This is a genomic window from Mycobacterium attenuatum, assembly GCF_900566085.1.
Classification (GTDB): domain Bacteria; phylum Actinomycetota; class Actinomycetes; order Mycobacteriales; family Mycobacteriaceae; genus Mycobacterium; species Mycobacterium attenuatum.
On the sequence record NZ_UPHT01000123.1, the window covers coordinates 1 to 17,515 of the forward strand.

At 61.4% G+C, this 17,515-nt stretch carries 11 protein-coding genes and 3 rRNA genes; 5 read left to right on the plus strand and 9 right to left on the minus strand.

Annotation, left to right across the window (positions count from 1 at the left end; all coding sequences use genetic code 11):
• The 3 genes from EET13_RS20095 to EET13_RS20105 form a co-directional block, all read right to left on the minus strand.
• A partial coding sequence (locus EET13_RS20095) for a PE family protein (RefSeq protein WP_136623206.1) occupies positions 1 to 503 on the minus strand: 503 nt, incomplete at its 3' end.
• A gap of 506 nt (positions 504 to 1,009) precedes the next feature.
• Positions 1,010 to 1,924: a thioredoxin family protein gene (locus EET13_RS20100; RefSeq protein ID WP_122443932.1), complete on the minus strand. Its 915-nt coding sequence runs from the start codon at positions 1,922 to 1,924 to the stop codon at positions 1,010 to 1,012.
• Positions 1,925 to 2,100: 176 nt separating this feature from the next.
• Positions 2,101 to 3,294: an acetyl-CoA C-acetyltransferase gene (locus EET13_RS20105; RefSeq protein ID WP_122443933.1), complete on the minus strand. Its 1,194-nt coding sequence runs from the start codon at positions 3,292 to 3,294 to the stop codon at positions 2,101 to 2,103.
• Between the two features lie 82 nt (positions 3,295 to 3,376).
• Between EET13_RS20105 and mce the strand changes: the two genes are divergently transcribed.
• Positions 3,377 to 3,832 carry a methylmalonyl-CoA epimerase gene (gene mce, locus EET13_RS20110; protein ID WP_122443934.1) on the plus strand — a complete coding sequence of 152 codons (456 nt, stop codon included), beginning with the start codon at positions 3,377 to 3,379 and terminating at the stop codon, positions 3,830 to 3,832.
• A gap of 10 nt (positions 3,833 to 3,842) precedes the next feature.
• On the opposite strand, the gene EET13_RS31705 is transcribed toward mce, so the two are convergent.
• Both EET13_RS31705 and nucS read right to left on the minus strand, forming a co-directional pair.
• Positions 3,843 to 4,136 (minus strand): hypothetical protein, encoded by a 294-nt coding sequence (locus EET13_RS31705; RefSeq protein WP_122443935.1) that lies wholly within the window; start codon positions 4,134 to 4,136, stop codon positions 3,843 to 3,845.
• A 2-nt stretch (positions 4,137 to 4,138) separates the two neighbouring features.
• Complete coding sequence (nucS, locus tag EET13_RS20120) at positions 4,139 to 4,810, minus strand: endonuclease NucS (RefSeq protein WP_122443965.1); 672 nt, start codon at positions 4,808 to 4,810, stop codon at positions 4,139 to 4,141.
• A 338-nt stretch (positions 4,811 to 5,148) separates the two neighbouring features.
• Here nucS and EET13_RS20125 point away from each other — a divergent pair, with 338 nt between their 5' ends.
• The 4 genes from EET13_RS20125 to EET13_RS20140 all read left to right on the plus strand — a co-directional run bounded on the left by EET13_RS20125 (position 5,149) and on the right by EET13_RS20140 (position 10,740).
• On the plus strand, positions 5,149 to 6,819 hold the full coding sequence (locus EET13_RS20125) for an adenylate/guanylate cyclase domain-containing protein (protein ID WP_122443936.1): 1,671 nt from the start codon (positions 5,149 to 5,151) through the stop codon (positions 6,817 to 6,819).
• A 213-nt stretch (positions 6,820 to 7,032) separates the two neighbouring features.
• The gene (locus tag EET13_RS20130; RefSeq protein ID WP_122443937.1) at positions 7,033 to 8,658 is read left to right on the plus strand and encodes an adenylate/guanylate cyclase domain-containing protein; all 1,626 of its coding nucleotides are present in this window, start codon (positions 7,033 to 7,035) and stop codon (positions 8,656 to 8,658) included.
• A 91-nt stretch (positions 8,659 to 8,749) separates the two neighbouring features.
• Entirely contained in the window at positions 8,750 to 10,246 is a 1,497-nt protein-coding gene (locus EET13_RS20135) for a DNA-3-methyladenine glycosylase 2 family protein (RefSeq protein WP_122443938.1), read from the plus strand.
• Positions 10,243 to 10,740 (plus strand): methylated-DNA--[protein]-cysteine S-methyltransferase, encoded by a 498-nt coding sequence (locus EET13_RS20140; protein ID WP_122443939.1) that lies wholly within the window; start codon positions 10,243 to 10,245, stop codon positions 10,738 to 10,740. Before EET13_RS20135 ends, EET13_RS20140 begins: the two co-directional genes overlap by 4 nt.
• A 53-nt stretch (positions 10,741 to 10,793) precedes the next feature.
• On the opposite strand, the gene rrf is transcribed toward EET13_RS20140, so the two are convergent.
• The 4 genes from rrf to murA form a co-directional block, all read right to left on the minus strand.
• Positions 10,794 to 10,907, minus strand: a 5S ribosomal RNA gene (gene rrf, locus EET13_RS20145).
• A gap of 83 nt (positions 10,908 to 10,990) precedes the next feature.
• A 23S ribosomal RNA gene (locus tag EET13_RS20150) occupies positions 10,991 to 14,108 on the minus strand.
• 281 nt (positions 14,109 to 14,389) lie between these two features.
• A 16S ribosomal RNA gene (locus EET13_RS20155) occupies positions 14,390 to 15,918 on the minus strand.
• Together the 16S, 23S and 5S rRNA genes form the textbook arrangement of a ribosomal RNA operon.
• A gap of 284 nt (positions 15,919 to 16,202) precedes the next feature.
• Positions 16,203 to 17,459, minus strand: a complete 1,257-nt coding sequence (murA, locus tag EET13_RS20160; RefSeq protein WP_122443940.1) for a UDP-N-acetylglucosamine 1-carboxyvinyltransferase — start codon at positions 17,457 to 17,459, stop codon at positions 16,203 to 16,205.
• Between the last annotated feature and the right edge of the window lie 56 nt (positions 17,460 to 17,515).

A 17,515-nucleotide genomic window follows, 5' to 3' on the forward strand; every position in this document is an offset into this window, starting at 1 on the left:
GCCCCACCCAGTCCACCGTTTCCGATCAGTCCCGCCGCTCCACCACGACCACCAGCCACCCCCGCGGTGACACCGGCACCACCATTGCCGCCATTGCCATAAAGCAGCCCGCCGGGACCGCCGGGCTGACCGGGCGCGCCGTTCGCACCGTTGCCGATCAGTGGACGACCCAACAACGCTTGAGCCGGCGCATTGATCGCACCAAGCAACGTCTGCTCAACATTGGCCGCTTCGGCGGCCGCGTACGAACTGCCCGCAGCGGCCAGAGTCTGCACAAACTGAGCGTGAAACTTCGCCGCCTGCGCGCTCAACGCCTGATAAGCCTGCCCATGTGCACCAAACAGCGTCGCGATCGCCACCGACACCTCATCGGCACCAGCCGCCAACACAGCCGTCGTCGCAGCCCCCGCAGCCGCATCTGCCTCGACAATCACCGACCCGATACCCGCCAAATCAGCCCCTGCCATCGCAAACATCTCAGGTACTGCCATCACGAACGACACGGTGATCTCCTTCCAGGTCTGCAAACTCCAGGACGGTCGCGGAAAATACTTGAGTATGCCAGCGCAGAGTCGCAAACCACACCGTTCCGCAAGAAAGCCCCCTTTGGAACAACATCACCCCGCAGCCAAGACCAGATTGGCCAGCTCGGCGAATACTGAACTTCAGTGATTTGATGGTCTCGGTGATCGGGCAACGCACCGACCGAGCCATGGTCAAGACGCTTGGACACCACCACTCGCTGGGCAGGCGTCGCCGCTCGCGCACCATTTGTCGAGCAGTTCTGCGGCCACTGCCCTGCTGTCGCTGCGGTCGACCGGTCAGCGTGGCGTCAACGTCGACACGCACCCGCCCGCTCCTGGAGGGTTCGACAGCTCACGCGGTCGCATCGACGCGGTGGTCGTCGTCGACACCACGGCCTCGACGACCTCACCAGCAAAGTGCTTGCCTTCCACGCTGACAGGACCTCAGAAAAATTAGGCCTGTCCGACCCACCACTCAGTACCGCTCAGTAAAGGGCGTTGGCAAGATTGCGCCGACCGGAGATGACTTCGGGGTCGGCAGGGTCGAACAGCTCGAACAGCTCGATCAGCCGAGTGCGCACCCTGGTGCGCTCATCACCAGCTGTGCTGCGCACCAAGGCAACCAGACGACCGAACGCGCCGGTGACATCCTGGTTGAGGATTTGCACGTCGGCGGCCGCGAACGCAGCTTCGATGTCATCGGGCGCGGCGTCGGCGATCAGGACCGCATCCGGCCGCTGTGCGGTTGCGCGAGTGAGGAAGTCGATCTGCCGGATCGCCGCCTTCGCTTCAACATTGCCCGGCTCGGCGTCCAGAATCGCTTGATAAGACTTCTTGGCCGCCTCGAAGTCACCGGCCTCGAGTTCCGCCCGGGCCTGCGCCACGGCCGGGTCGACCTCAGTGAACTCTCCCGAACCCGTTGCGCCCCTGAGCTTTCCCGCTGTCGCCGACAACAGCGAGTCTAGCCAGCGTCGTAGCTGATCGGCGGGCTGGGGGCCCTGGAAGCTCGAGATCGGTTGCGCCGCAGCCAGTGCCACCACGGTCGGGACCGCCTGGACACCGAATATCTGAGCCACTCTGGGAGCAACGTCGACGTTGACCGTCGCCAGCTGCCAGGTGCCCTGATCAGCTGCGGCCAGGCCAGACAACGTGTCGAGCAGGTCAACGCACACGTCGCTGCGCGGTGACCACAGCAGCACCACGACGGGCACCTCATCGGAGCGGGCGATCACTTCGTCCTCGAAATTGGCTTCGGTGATCTCGACCGCGCCCGGCTGACCCGAAGGTGTCCGGCCGGCGGCCCCGGCTGTTGCAGCGTTTTGTTGAGCTCGTTGTTTGAGACCGGAAAGGTCGACCGCACCGGCCATGGCAGGCCCGATCGGAGGTCGGGGACGTGTCACGTCATCAAGTCTGTCACGCGGGGGTCGCGCACTCTTCAACCGGTGGCGCCGACCGTCATACGACGGCGGAAATCATCGCCGAAAAATGGCCTGAGCGGTCGCGGCCGCCATATATGACGAAGATCACATCAGTATCCGACAAACGAATCCCAGCAACGTCGCCATGCCTGCCGACACTAGCCGGCCCGCAAGATCAGCGCGTCGCCCTGGCCACCCGCACCACATAGGGCAGCAACGCCATAACCGGAGCCGCGGCGGGCCAGTTCGAGTGCCACGTGCAGCGTGATGCGCGCGCCCGACATCCCGATGGGATGACCGACGGCGATCGCGCCACCGTTGACATTGACGATCTCGGGATCAACCCCCAGCTCTCTCGTCGAAGCCAGCGCGACCGCGGCGAATGCCTCGTTGATCTCGACGACATCGAGCTGGCCGACCGAGATGCCCTCACGCGTGAGCGCCTTCTTGATCGCGTTGGCCGGTTGCGACTGCAACGTCGAATCCGGGCCGGCCACGACTCCATGCGCGCCGATCTCGACCAGCCACGAAACTCCCAGCTCTCGGGCCTTTTCTTTGCTCATCACCACGACGGCGCAGGCGCCGTCGGAGATCTGTGAGGCCGAGCCGGCGGTGATGGTGCCGTCTTTCCGAAAAGCCGGCTTGAGACCGCCCAACGAATCGGCGGTTGTGTTGGCGCGGATCCCTTCATCGTCGCTGAACTGCAGTGGATCACCTTTGCGCTGAGGAATACTCACCGGCACCACTTCGTCGGCGAACACCCCGTCCTTCCAGGCAGCGGCCGCTTTCTGGTGTGACTGCGCCGCGTACTCGTCCTGCTCAGCGCGGGTGAACTGGTCGATGTCGTTGCGTTGCTCGGTAAGCGCGCCCATGGGCTGATCGGTGAACACGTCGTGCAGACCGTCGTAAGCCATGTGGTCGACAACCGTGACGTCGCCGTACTTGTAGCCGGCCCGGCTGTCCATCAGCAGATGCGGGGCCTTCGTCATCGACTCCTGACCCCCGGCCACCACCACGTCGAATTCTCCAGCACGAATCAGCTGGTCAGCAAGCGCAATGGCGTCGATGCCGGACAGACACATCTTGTTGATGGTCAGCGCCGGCACATCCCAGCCGATGCCCGCCGCGACCGCCGCCTGCCGTGCGGGCATCTGTCCGGCGCCCGCTGTGAGAACCTGGCCCATGATCACGTACTCGACCAGCGATGCCGGGTTTTCCACACCCGGGAATGCTTTTTCCAGGGCAGCCCTGATGGCGATGGCGCCCAGGTCACTGGCGCTGAAGTCCTTCAGCGAACCCATCAACTTACCGATGGGCGTCCGGGCTCCAGCAACGATCACCGACGTCGTCATGACTACCTCCTAAGAGCGTGGGAACGGCCGATCCAGTCAACCCGGAGAAGCAGATTCTTCCCCATGAGGTTACCGTTGTGTTATGACCACCGATCAAGTTGACGCCCGTCAGGTTGTGGCCACCTCCTTGGTGACCGGGCTGGATCACGTCGGCATCGCCGTTGCCGATCTAGACGCGGCCATCGAGTGGTACCACGAACACCTCGGCATGATCCTGGTGCACGAGGAGCTCAACGATGACCAGGGAATCCGTGAAGCCATGCTTGCGGTACCGGGCTCCACGGCCCAGATTCAATTGATGGCCCCGATGAATGAATCGTCGGCGATCGCAAAGTTTCTGCAGAAGCGTGGACCGGGCATCCAGCAGTTCGCCTGCCGGGTCGCCGATCTTGACGCCCTCAGCCGCCGGCTACGCTCGCAAGGCGTCCGCTTGGTATACGAGGCTCCCCGGCGTGGCACGGCGAATTCCCGAATCAACTTCATCCACCCGAAGGACGCCGGCGGCGTGCTGATCGAACTGGTCGAGCCTGCTCGCTGAGCGCCGAGAGCTAAGACCACTTACGGGTCGGTCCTCGAGTCGAACGGTTAGCCCAACATGGGGTGTGCCAGTGCCGGCGGTCCTCGACAGCTTTCGGGTTTTCGGCGGGCCATACCACTACATGCGAAGTTCCCGAACGGATTTCGTGATCGCACCCGGGACACCGGTAGATTTTGAGGGCACGCGCAGCCGCGATTGCACGGACTTCGTAGTCGTAGCCATCTGGCCCGGTCTCGATCCGGCGCTGGATCGGCGACGGCACGACTGGCTGCTGCCGTATCGGACGACTACGACGGCGAGCCATCGTCAGAACAGCCGGTACTCATCATTGTCCATACCGCGCATCTTGTCGTAATCCAGTGTGAGGCAACGGATGCCGCGGTCGGTAGCCAAGGTGCGGGCCTGTGGCTTGATCTGTTGAGCGGCGAACACACCCTTGACCGGCGCGAGAACGCTGTCACGATTGAGCAATTCGAGATATCGGGTGAGCTGCTCCACCCCGTCGATCTCGCCGCGCCGCTTGATCTCCACTGCCACGCAGCCGCCATGTTCGTCACGGCACAGCAGATCGACCGGCCCGATCGCGGTCATATACTCGCGTCGGATCAGCGTATAGCCCTCACCCAGAAGTTGAACGTGCTCGGCGAGCAAGGCCTGCAAGTGGGCCTCGACGCCGTCCTTCACCAGTCCGGGGTCGATACCCAACTCGTGACTCGAGTCGTGTTCGATCTCTTCGACGGTGATGCGCAACTGTTCGCCGGACTTGTTCGTGACCACCCACACCGGTGATTCCGCACCCGGTTCCTCGGTCAGCCAGCAGGGGGGACTCATCCAGTTCAGCGGCTTGTAAGCGCGGTCGTCGGCGTGCACGCTGACCGATCCGTCAGCCTTGAACAACAACAACCTGCGCGCCGAGGGCAGATGCGCGGTCAGCCGGCCGATGTAGTCGACCGTGCATTGAGCGATGACTAGCCGCACCCGATTCACCTTAGCCTCGGATAGCTTCGCCCTAGCGCACCGGTAGGCATGGCTGCCGTCGAGTCACGGATTGGCCTGTGTGGATGCTGTTTTCGAGATGCGATGCGCATAGCTGGCCGGTATCGGCAGATCGGACGCGTCGGGGCCACGGCTCTTTCCTGGTCGTTTAGCTCGACAGGTCGGACGGGCTATCGACGGTGGCGACGCCAAAACGATGCCGCGCCTTAAGACAAACCGATCGTGCGCTACGGATCCAGCACCGATCAATGCCTGATACGGATACAGTTCCGCCAAAAAATACGGTTAGAGCAGGTCCGACAATTTAGGCTGAAGCCACAATGCCGTCCCTGAAGACCGTGGCGCAGCGCTTGGATCGGGTGATTGAGAAAGTGACCCGCCAGTACAGCTGGTCGTCGGAAACCCCCGCTTACGGATCACGGCTGCTCGGCGGGGCATCGGAACGCCTGGAACACCGACGGATACGTATCCAGGTGATGATGACCGTCGCCATTCTGGTCGCGCAGTTGGTCGGGATGATCATCGCCACTCTGCTACTCACTATTGCCTTCCCGAAACCGAGCGTGATCTTCGACGCGCCGCATTGGCTGTCCTTCGGGCTGGTGCCCGCTTACAACCTGCTCGCTGTGGTACTGGGCGCATCGTGGCTTACCCGGCAAACGACTCGGGCACTGCGATGGGCGATCGAAGCACGCACACCAACCCGGGCCGAAGCGCGCGATGCATTCCGCATCCCGGCGCGCGTGGCGTTGGTCGTTCTTTTCGTGTGGGGATTCGGGATGGCATTGTGGAGCACCCTCTACGGTTTAGCCAACCCGCTGTTTGTCCCACGGTTCTTGTTTTCGATGAGCGTTGTCGGCGTTCTTGTGGCCACCAGCTCTTATTTGCTATCTGAATTCGCGCTGCGCCCCGTGGCCGCCCGGGCACTTGAAGTAGGACCAACGCCGCGATCCCTAGTGCCGGGCATCATGGGCCGGACCATGGTGGTATGGCTGCTGTGTTCGGGGCTGCCCAACACCGGAATCGCCGTCACCGCATTATTCGAGAATTCGTTTTCGGATCTCGAGAACGACCAATACATAATCTCAGTACTGATCTTGTGGGTGCCGGTTTTGGTCTTCGGTTTCGTCCTGATGTGGATGCTTGCCTGGATGACGGCAACCCCGGTGGACGTCGTGCGCGCGGCGCTCAAGCGCGTCGAGCAGGGCGACCTTACCGACGATTTGGTGGTGTTCGACGGCAGCGAACTCGGTGAGCTACAGCGCGGATTCAACTCGATGGTCCACGGGCTGCGTGAGCGCGAGCGGGTCCGTGACCTTTTTGGCCGGCACGTCGGTCGAGAAGTCGCCCTTGCCGCCGAACGCCAGCCGCCGCAATTGGGTGGCGAAGAACGCCATGTCGCCGTCGTCTTCATCGATATCGTCGGCTCCACAATGTTGGTGAGCACCCAGCCTCCGGCCGACGTCGTGCAGTTGCTCAACCGGTTTTTCGCAGTGGTCATCAAGGAGGTTGACCGACATCACGGGCTGGTCAACAAGTTTCAGGGCGACGCGTCGCTGGCCATTTTCGGCGCTCCCAATCACCTTGAACAACCCGAAGATCAGGCCCTGGCCGCCGCACGTGCAATTGCCGAACGACTGGCCCATGAAGTGCCCGAGTGTCCGGCTGGCATTGGGGTGGCATCGGGGCAGGTGGTCGCCGGTAACGTCGGCGCCAACGAGCGGTTCGAATACACCGTGATCGGTCCGCCGGTCAACGAAGCGGCCCGCCTTTGCGAATTGGCCAAGTCACATCCGGGTCGATTGTTGGCCACCGCCGACACATTGCGTGGCGCAACCGAACGCGAAAGTCCCCTTTGGCATCTGGGCGAGGTCGTGACACTTCGCGGGCTCGGCCAGCCCACCCGGCTGGCATCACCGACGCAGACCGGTGATAACGCTCATCCACAGAATGCATCCAGCGCCGGCGCAACCATGACCGCCAACGGCTAACGTGCGGCGCCAACGAGTAAGGCAACCGCCGATTTGTGGCTTCGAGATGGCTCACAACCGGAATATCAACGGCTGCAGCCATTTCCGTCAACGCCGACGGTGCGACAAGCCCATCGACGCCGCGGGCCGCTACCACAGACGCGAGGCGAACCCGAAACCCACTCGGGCCAGCACGTCAACCACGTGACGGTTCCAGACTAGACTGACTCCACAATGGTGGCCGAAGAAAGTATGGCGCAACGGTTGGGCCGGGTACTTGAGGCGGTGACCCGCCAGAGCGGCCGGCTCTCTGAAACGCCCGCTTACGGTTCCTGGCTGCTGGGTCGGGTATCAGAAGACCAACGACGACGGCGGATACGCATCCAGGTCATCTTGACGGTGATGGTGGTGGCGGCGAACCTGATCGGAATCGGGGTTTCCATCCTGTTGGTTACCGTCGCCATTCCCGAGCCGAGTGTCTTTTCCGATGCGCCGTTGTGGGTGTCGTTCGCCGTTGTACCGGCCTACATTGCGGTCGCCTTGGCGCTCGGAGCGTATTGGATCACGCGACGAACGGTGATCGCGCTGCGCTGGGCGATCGAGGAGCGCGCACCAACCCCGGGCGACGAGCGCAATACCTTCATCACGCCTTGGAGGGTCGCTATTGTCGACCTGATCCTCTGGGGAGTGGGCGCGGCGCTGCTGACAACGCTCTATGGCATGGCCAACACCATGTTCATCCCCCGCTTCCTCTTCGCGGTGACCTTTTGCGGGCTGCTGGTCGCCACGGGCAGCTACCTGCTCACCGAGTTCGCATTGCGTCCGGTAGCGGCTCAGGCGCTCGAGGCGGGACCGCCGCCCCGGCGACTGGCATCGGGGATCATGGGCCGAACCATGATGGTGTGGCTGTTGGGATCGGGTGTTCCCATCGTCGGTATCGCCCTGATTGCAATCTTCCAGATCGAGATGCGGAATCTCACGGCGACTCAGTTCGCGGTCGGTGTGCTCATCGTGTCGATGGCAACGTTGGTCTTCGGGTTTGTCCTGATGTGGATCTTGGCCTGGCTCACCGCGACACCGGTACGCGTCGTCCGAGCGGCACTGCAGCGCGTGGAACGAGGGGATCTCCGAGGCGACCTGGTCGTGTTCGACGGAACGGAGCTCGGTGAGCTGCAACGTGGTTTCAACGCGATGGTCGACGGCCTGCGGGAACGCGAGCGGGTGCGCGACCTGTTCGGTCGCCATGTGGGACGCGAGGTGGCCCTCGCGGCCGAGCGGGAGCGGCCGAAGCTGGGCGGAGAAGAACGCCACGTCGCGGTGGTGTTCCTTGACATCGTCGGCTCGACGAAGTTGGTGACCAGCCAGCCTCCGGCCGAGGTGGTGCAGTTACTCAACCGCTTCTTCGCGATCGTGGTGGAAGAGGTCGATCGCCATTGCGGGCTGGTCAACAAGTTCGAGGGCGACGCCTCGCTGGCCATTTTTGGTGCCCCCAACCACCTCGACCGACCCGAAGACCAGGCGTTGGCCTGCGCACGCACGCTGGCTCAGCGACTGGCCGAGGAAATACGGGAGTGTCCGGCGGGCATCGGGGTGGCTTCGGGGCAGGTGGTGGCCGGCAATGTCGGCTCCAAGGAGCGGTTCGAATACACCGTGATCGGCGAACCGGTAAACGAGGCGGCCCGACTGTGCGAACGAGCGAAATCGCGCCCGGGCAAGTTACTGGCTTCAGCGCAGACAGTAGAGGCAGCGAGCGAAAGCGAGCGTGCCCATTGGACTTTGGGAAGGCACGTGAAGCTTCGTGGGCACAAGCAGCCCACCCGGTTGGCATCGCCGGTCGAGCCGGCCACACCGCGCAGGTAACCTGCGGCCGCCCACCCCAAGGCACGGCACACATGTCCTTGATGTCGCTTTCCCGCCAGCCATGTCGGAGGTCGGGTGTAATTGTCGAACTGTGCACGAAGATTTCGAACGCTGCTACCGAGCGGTCCAGGCCAAGGACGCCCGGTTCGACGGCTGGTTCGTGATCGCGGTCTTGACGACACGGATCTACTGCCGGCCCAGTTGTCCGGTACGGCCACCATATGCGCACAACGTGCGGTTCCTGCCGACGGCGGCGGCGGCCCAACAGCAGGGCTTCCGTGCTTGCAAACGATGCCGTCCTGACGCGTCTCCGGGTTCTCCGGAGTGGAACGTTCGCGGCGATGTGGTGGCGCGGGCCATGCGGCTCATCGCCGACGGGACGGTGGATCGCGAAGGCGTCACCGGGCTGGCGGCCCGTCTGGGTTACACCACGCGTCAGGTGCAGCGGTTGCTGCGCGCCGAGGTAGGTGCCGGCCCGCTGGCACTGGCCCGCGCACAGCGAATGCAGACGGCGCGGGTGCTGATCGAGACCACCGATCTGCCGTTTGGCGACGTCGCGTTTGCCGCCGGGTTTTCCAGCATCCGACAGTTCAACGACACCGTGCGCTTAGTCTGCGACAGCACGCCGACGGCGTTGCGCGAGCGGGCCGCTTCCCGCCGTGAGCCCGGGGCCGGTGGCGCGGGGACGATATCCCTGCGGCTCGCGGTTCGCACCCCCTTTGCCTATGAGGGTGTGTTCGGTCATCTGGCCGCCGGCGCCGTGCGCGGTTGCGAGGAAGTGCGCAATGGCGCGTACCGACGCACGCTGCGGCTTACCTCCGGCACCGCTGTGGTCACCCTGACACCGGCCGCCGATCATGTCCGCTGCCTACTGGCACTCGATGACTTCCGCGATCTCGCGGCCGCCACAGCGCGGTGCCGCCGGCTGCTGGACCTCGATGCCGATCCCGAAGCTGTGGTCAGCGCACTCAGCGGCGACCCGGACTTGGCCCCGGTGGTGACCAAGGCACCCGGACAACGAATTCCGCGCACCGTCGACGAGGCTGAACTCGCAGTACGAGCGCTGCTGGCTCAACAGGTTTCGACCAAGGCCGCGCGAACCCACGCAAGTCGGCTCGTCGCCGCCTATGGACAGCCGGTCAACGACACCAACGGCGGCTTGACCCGTACCTTCCCGTCGGTGGAGCAGCTGTCGCAGATCGACCCGGTCCACCTGGCCGTCCCAAGCGCGCGTCGGCGAACACTCGGCGCGCTCATCAGTGGCCTAGCTGACGGGACGATCCGCCTAGACCCGGGCTGCGACTGGACCGAAGCACGTAGTCAGTTGCTGGCCCTGCCCGGGGTGGGTCCTTGGACGGCCGAGGTCATCGCGATGCGGGGCTTGGGCGACCCGGACGCATTTCCCGCCGGGGACCTCGGTGTCCGGTTGGCCGCCAGACAACTGGGCCTGCCCGAGCAACGTCGCGCACTTACCGAGCGAAGTGCCCGGTGGCGGCCCTGGCGGTCGTATGCCACACAGCATTTGTGGACCACGCTCGAGCACCCGGTAAACCATTGGCCACTTACACCACCCAAGGAAGTCGCATGACTCATTACCGCACCATCGACAGCCCAATCGGACCATTGACGTTGGCCGGGAACGGCGCCGTATTGACCAACCTGCGGATGGTCGATCAGTCCCATGAACCCAACCGAGCCGGTTGGTTACCAAATCAACGTGCCTTTCCAGCCGCGGTCGAACAGCTTGACGCCTATTTCGCCGGCGACCTCCGTGATTTCGATCTGGAACTGGACCTGCGCGGGACGGAATTCCAGCGGCGTGTATGGAAAGCCTTACTAGCAATTCCCTACGGCCAAACTCGATGCTACGGAGAGATCGCGCAACAGATCGGCGCCCCGAGCGCTGCACGTGCCGTCGGTCTGGCCAACGGGCGAAATCCCATCGCTATTGTCATCCCCTGCCACCGCGTAATCGGCGCCAGCGGAAAGCTCACCGGCTACGGCGGCGGGCTTGACCGGAAACTAGCGCTGCTCGAATTAGAGAAGAACCGCGTTTCGGTCAATGTAACATTGTTCGACTGACATGAATCCTGTCAATGCAAAAACACCCCCGGTAAACGGGGGTGTTTTTGTATGTTCGGCGGTGTCCTACTTTTCCACCCGAAAAGGGCAGTATCATCGGCGCTGACAGGCTTAGCTTCCGGGTTCGGGATGGGACCGGGCGTTTCCCTGTCGCTGTGGCCGCCGTAACTCTATGTAAATTTGTATTGGTGGGGGGTGTGGACCCACGGCTAACGCCGTGAGAGTTGGAAAGTGGTTGCGATTTTTGTGTGTTGGTAAGTTTTCGGCCGGTTAGTGTCAGTTCCCTTCACTCATTACTGAGCTTCCAGGTCTGACCTATCGAACCCGTGTTCTGCGGGGGGCCTTATCCCACCAAGTGGGTGAGAAGCCTGATCTTGGAGAAGGTTTCCCGCTTAGATGCTTTCAGCGGTTATCCTGTCCGAACGTAGCTATCCAGCGGTGCCCCTGGTGGGACAACTGGTGCACTAGAGGTTCGTCCGTCCCGGTCCTCTCGTACTAGGGACAGGTTTCCTCAAGCTTCTGACGCGCGCGGCGGATAGAGACCGAACTGTCTCACGACGTTCTAAACCCAGCTCGCGTGCCGCTTTAATGGGCGAACAGCCCAACCCTTGGGACCTGCTCCAGCCCCAGGATGCGACGAGCCGACATCGAGGTGCCAAACCATCCCGTCGATATGGACTCTTGGGGAAGATCAGCCTGTTATCCCCGGGGTACCTTTTATCCGTTGAGCGACACCCCTTCCACTCAGAGGTGCCGGATCACTAATCCCGACTTTCGTCCCTGCTTGACTTGTAAGTCTCGCAGTCAAGCTCCCTTGTGCATTTACACTCAACACCTGATTGCCGTCCAGGTTGAGGGAACCTTTGGGCGCCTCCGTTACATTTTAGGAGGCAACCGCCCCAGTTAAACTACCCGCCAGGCACTGTCCGTGAACCCGATTCAGGGTTCGACGTTAGGTGTCCAATACGATCAGAGTGGTATTTCAACAACGACTCCACCCCAACTGGCGTTGAGGTCTCATAGTCTCCCACCTATCCTACACAAACCGTACCGAACACCAATACCAAGTTGTAGTGAAGGTCCCGGGGTCTTTTCGTCCTGCCGCGCGTAACGAGCATCTTTACTCGTAGTGCAATTTCGCCGAGTCTATGGTTGAGACAGTTGAGAAGTCGTTACGCCATTCGTGCAGGTCGGAACTTACCCGACAAGGAATTTCGCTACCTTAGGATGGTTATAGTTACCACCGCCGTTTACTGGGGCTTAAATTCTCCGCTTCACCCTTGCGGGTTAACGGGTCCTCTTAACCTTCCAGCACCGGGCAGGCGTCAGTCCGTATACATCGTCTTGCGACTTCGCACGGACCTGTGTTTTTAGTAAACAGTCGCTTCTCACTGGTTTCTGCGACCGAATCCCGCTCCCACCGCAACGGTGTTCACGGTATTCCGGTCCCCCTTCTCCCGAAGTTACGGGGGCATTTTGCCGAGTTCCTTAACCATAGTTATCTCGTACGCCTTGGTATTCTCTACCTGACCACCTGTGTCGGTTTGGGGTACGGGCCGTGTGTGTGCTCGCTAGAGGCTTTTCTTGGCAGCAGAGGATCACCGAATTCGCCTCAATCGGCTATGCGTCACCTCTCAGGATTAGTGAGCGACGGATTTGCCTATCGCTCTCCCTACGGGCTTGCCCCAGTATTACCACTGACTGGTACGGCTGCCTTCCTGCGTCACCCCGTCGCTTGACTACTACCAGCGAAGGTTCCACGCAGCCCCGGACCTCCACGCCCCCGAAGGGGAGTGATCGATCCGGTTTTGGGTGGTTAGTACCGCTGATTCATCACGGGCGCCCACACACGGGTACGGGAATATCAACCCGTTGTCCATCGACTACGCCTGTCGGCCTCGCCTTAGGTCCCGACTCACCCTGGGCGGACTGGCCTGGCCCAGGAACCCTTGGTCTTTCGGCGGGCAAGGTTCTCACTTGCCTTATCGCTACTCATGCCTGCATTCTCACTCCCCCACCCTCCACCACCGGTCACCCGGCAGCTTCGCTGAATGAGGGACGCTCCCCTACCCAACCTTGCGGTTGTCGCGGCTTCGGCGGTGTGCTTGAGCCCCGCTACATTATCGGCGCACAATCACTTGACCAGTGAGCTATTACGCACTCTTTCAAGGGTGGCTGCTTCTAAGCCAACCTCCTGGTTGTCTCTGCGACTGCACATCCTTTCCCACTTAGCACACGCTTTGGGGCCTTAGCCGGCGATCTGGGCTGTTTCCCTTTCGACGTACGGAGCTTATCCCCCGCCGTCTCACTGCCACGCTATACACCACGGCATTCGGAGTTTGGCTGACGTCAGTAACCTAGTGGGGCCCATCGGCCATCCAGTAGCTCTACCTCCGTGGTGAAACACGCAACGCTGCACCTAAATGCATTTCGGGGAGAACCAGCTATCACGGAGTTTGATTGGCCTTTCACCCCTACCCACAGCTCATCCCCTCAGTCTTCAACCTAAGTGGGTTCGGGCCTCCACGCGGTCTTACCCGCGCTTCACCCTGGCCATGGGTAGATCACTCCGCTTCGGGTCCAGAACACGCCACTACACACGCTTACGCGTGATACGCCCTATTCAGACTCGCTTTCGCTGCGGCTACCCCGCTCGGGTTAACCTCGCGACATGTCCCTGACTCGCAGGCTCATTCTTCAAAAGGCACGCCATCACCCCACCCGCTATAAACGGAGAGGCTCTGACGGATTGTAGGCACACGGTTTCAGGTACTATTTCACTCCCCTCCCGGGGTACTTTTCACCATTCCCTCACGGTACTATTCCGCTATCGGTCATCGAGAAGTATTTAGGCTTACCGGGTGGTCCCGGCAGATTCACAGCAGATTCCACGGGCCCGCTGCTACTCGGGAATTGATACAAGGCAGGTGCCGGGTTTTCACGTACCGGGCTCTCACCGTCTACGGCAGACCATCCCAGGCCACTTCCGTTAACCACGACACTTTCTGACTGCCCCTCAGCTGGGTAGAGCTGAGACATATCGATCCCACAACCCCGCACACACAACCCCTACCCGGTTACCCATGCGTGCGGTTTAGCCATGTTCCGCGTTCGCTCGCCACTACTGACGGAATCACTTTTGTTTTCTTCTCCTACGGGTACTGAGATGTTTCACTTCCCCGCGTTCCCCCCCGCACCCTATATATTCAGGTACGGGTAACACGACATCACTCGTGCTGGGTTTCCCCATTCGGAAATCCTCGGATCCACGCTCGGTTGACAGCTCCCCGAGGCTTATCGCAGCCTCCCACGTCCTTCATCGGCTCTCGATGCCAAGGCATCCACCATGCGCCCTTAGACACTTACAAACACTACAAAAACCAAAGAATAAAATTGCACAAAAGAACACGCCACCACTCAGGGCAGCGCATCCAGTTGATGCTCGCAACCACTATCCAGTTCTCAAACACCACACCCCACCACCAAGATGGTGGGACAACGACCCAGACAAGTCCGAGTTGTTGCCTCAGGACCCAATAGTGTGTTGGTGATTCATTTGCCGTTGCGCACCCGGCTTCGTCCACTACAGACGAGAACCCCTCACGGCTTGTACCCCACCAATTGGGGCACTTTTCGTGGTGCTCCTTAGAAAGGAGGTGATCCAGCCGCACCTTCCGGTACGGCTACCTTGTTACGACTTCGTCCCAATCGCCGATCCCACCTTCGACAGCTCCCTCCCAAGGGTTAGGCCACTGGCTTCGGGTGTTACCGACTTTCATGACGTGACGGGCGGTGTGTACAAGGCCCGGGAACGTATTCACCGCAGCGTTGCTGATCTGCGATTACTAGCGACTCCGACTTCACGGGGTCGAGTTGCAGACCCCGATCCGAACTGAGACCGGCTTTAAAAGGATTCGCTTAACCTCGCGGCATCGCAGCCCTTTGTACCGGCCATTGTAGCATGTGTGAAGCCCTGGACATAAGGGGCATGATGACTTGACGTCATCCCCACCTTCCTCCGAGTTGACCCCGGCAGTCTCTCACGAGTCCCCGGCATTACCCGCTGGCAACATGAGACAAGGGTTGCGCTCGTTGCGGGACTTAACCCAACATCTCACGACACGAGCTGACGACAGCCATGCACCACCTGCACACAGGCCACAAGGGAACGCCTATCTCTAGACGCGTCCTGTGCATGTCAAACCCAGGTAAGGTTCTTCGCGTTGCATCGAATTAATCCACATGCTCCGCCGCTTGTGCGGGCCCCCGTCAATTCCTTTGAGTTTTAGCCTTGCGGCCGTACTCCCCAGGCGGGGTACTTAATGCGTTAGCTACGGCACGGATCCCAAGGAAGGAAACCCACACCTAGTACCCACCGTTTACGGCGTGGACTACCAGGGTATCTAATCCTGTTCGCTCCCCACGCTTTCGCTCCTCAGCGTCAGTTACTGCCCAGAGACCCGCCTTCGCCACCGGTGTTCCTCCTGATATCTGCGCATTCCACCGCTACACCAGGAATTCCAGTCTCCCCTGCAGTACTCTAGTCTGCCCGTATCGCCCGCACGCTCACAGTTAAGCCGTGAGATTTCACGAACAACGCGACAAACCACCTACGAGCTCTTTACGCCCAGTAATTCCGGACAACGCTCGCACCCTACGTATTACCGCGGCTGCTGGCACGTAGTTGGCCGGTGCTTCTTCTCCACCTACCGTCAATCCGAGAAAACCCGGACCTTCGTCGATGGTGAAAGAGGTTTACAACCCGAAGGCCGTCATCCCCCACGCGGCGTCGCTGCATCAGGCTTGCGCCCATTGTGCAATATTCCCCACTGCTGCCTCCCGTAGGAGTCTGGGCCGTATCTCAGTCCCAGTGTGGCCGGACACCCTCTCAGGCCGGCTACCCGTCGTCGCCTTGGTAGGCCGTCACCCCACCAACAAGCTGATAGGCCGCGGGCCCATCCCACACCGCAAAAGCTTTCCACCACAAGGCATGCGCCAAGTGGTCCTATCCGGTATTAGACCCAGTTTCCCAGGCTTATCCCGGTGTGCAGGGCAGATTGCCCACGTGTTACTCACCCGTTCGCCACTCGAGTACCCCGAAGGGCCTTTCCGTTCGACTTGCATGTGTTAAGCACGCCGCCAGCGTTCGTCCTGAGCCAGGATCAAACTCTCCAAACAAAGACCCCTCGATAACGAGGTGAATTTACAATCAGAGATACCTGACAAGACGCCAATAACTGGCATCTAAATATACGACTACGTCTTCACACGGGGCGTGAACGGCGTAGTCAAAAAACAACAACAAAAAAATACACCAAACACACTATTGAGTTCTCAAACAACACGCTTGCTTGTCTTCGCCCGCTTCGGGGCAACCCTGCCAGCTTAATACGATTGCGGCAGTCTGGTCAAGTCCCGATTCCGACCAACTTTTGCGAGGTGGCCGGGCGCTTCGGACGCATCTAGGAGCATACCCTCTCAACCTCGGCTCCCAGACTCACCAGGTTCTCGACGAACAACGGATAGCCGCGGTCGATGTGGAACACGTCGTGGACCTCGGTGTCACCGTCTGCGACGAGCCCGGCCAGGACCAGGCCGGCGCCCGCCCGGATGTCCGAGCACCAGACTGGTGCACTGGATAGTTGCGGCAGGCCACGCACCACCGCGTGGTGGCCGTCGGTGCGCGCATCGGCTCCCAGCCGGATCATCTCTTCAACGAAGCGGAACCTCGCCTCGAACACATTCTCGGTGATCATGGACGTGCCGTCGGCGATCGATGCCAATGCGATCGCCATCGGCTGTAGGTCGGTCGGAAAACCGGGGAACGGTAAGGTCGCGACGTTGACGGCCCTAGGGCGTTCGTACTGGACGATGCGAAAGCTGTCGTCGGTTTGGGTGACGGTGGCGCCCGCGTCGTGCAACTTGTGCAGCACCAGTTGAAGGTGCGACGGGTCGATGCCCGTCACGGTGATGTCTCCGCGTGTCATGGCCGCGGCGATGCCCCAGGTGGCCGCGACGATGCGGTCCCCGATGACCCGATGCTCGGTGGGGTGAAGCCGTGGGACACCGGTGATCGTCATGGTCGGCGAACCGGCACCTTCCACTTGGGCGCCCATCTGATTCAACATCGTGCACAGGTCGATCACGTCAGGTTCCCGCGCCGCGTTGTGGATGGTCGTCACACCCTCGGACAGCACGGCGGCCATCAAGATGTTCTCGGTAGCGCCCACTGAGGGGAACTCCAACTGAATCTCGGCGCCGCGCAAGGTTTCTGCCTGGGCCACGACGCACCCATGCTCGATATTGCACCGAGCACCCAGTTGCCGCAGACCGGCCTGGTGCATGTCCAGCGGTCTGGAGCCGATCGCATCACCACCGGGGAGAGCGACCTTGGCCCGCTTGCATCGCCCGACTAAGGGTCCCAGCACGCAGACCGAGGCCCGAAACTGACGCACGGCGGCAAAGTCGGCGTCGTACTTCGGTTCGTCCGGTGAGGTAACGCGCGCGACGTCACCGTCGAGTTCCACGGTGGCGCCCAAGCCACGCAGTACTTCCGCCATCAGCGGCACATCGAGGATGTCGGGGCAGTTGGTGATTGTGCTGGTGCCTTCGGCCAGCAATGTCGCGGCCATAAGCTTGAGAACGCTGTTTTTCGCGCCTCCGACGGCGACTTCGCCTGACAACCGGTTGCCACCGGTCACCACGAATCGCTCCGCCACCCGGGTCAGTCTAGTGAAGCGCTATCGGCTTGTCAGTCAGCCAATCGAGTCGGCCC

Bases quoted from the DNA above. Each gene is read 5' to 3' on its own strand.
- EET13_RS20130 (WP_122443937.1), top strand. From the start codon at position 7,033: ATGGTGGCCGAAGAAAGTATGGCGCAACGGTTGGGCCGGGTACTTGAG.
- mce (WP_122443934.1), top strand. From the start codon at position 3,377: ATGACCACCGATCAAGTTGACGCCCGTCAGGTTGTGGCCACCTCCTTG.
- EET13_RS31705 (WP_122443935.1), bottom strand. From the start codon at position 4,136: ATGGCTCGCCGTCGTAGTCGTCCGATACGGCAGCAGCCAGTCGTGCCG.
- EET13_RS20140 (WP_122443939.1), top strand. From the start codon at position 10,243: ATGACTCATTACCGCACCATCGACAGCCCAATCGGACCATTGACGTTG.
- EET13_RS20105 (WP_122443933.1), bottom strand. From the start codon at position 3,294: ATGACGACGTCGGTGATCGTTGCTGGAGCCCGGACGCCCATCGGTAAG.
- EET13_RS20125 (WP_122443936.1), top strand. From the start codon at position 5,149: ATGCCGTCCCTGAAGACCGTGGCGCAGCGCTTGGATCGGGTGATTGAG.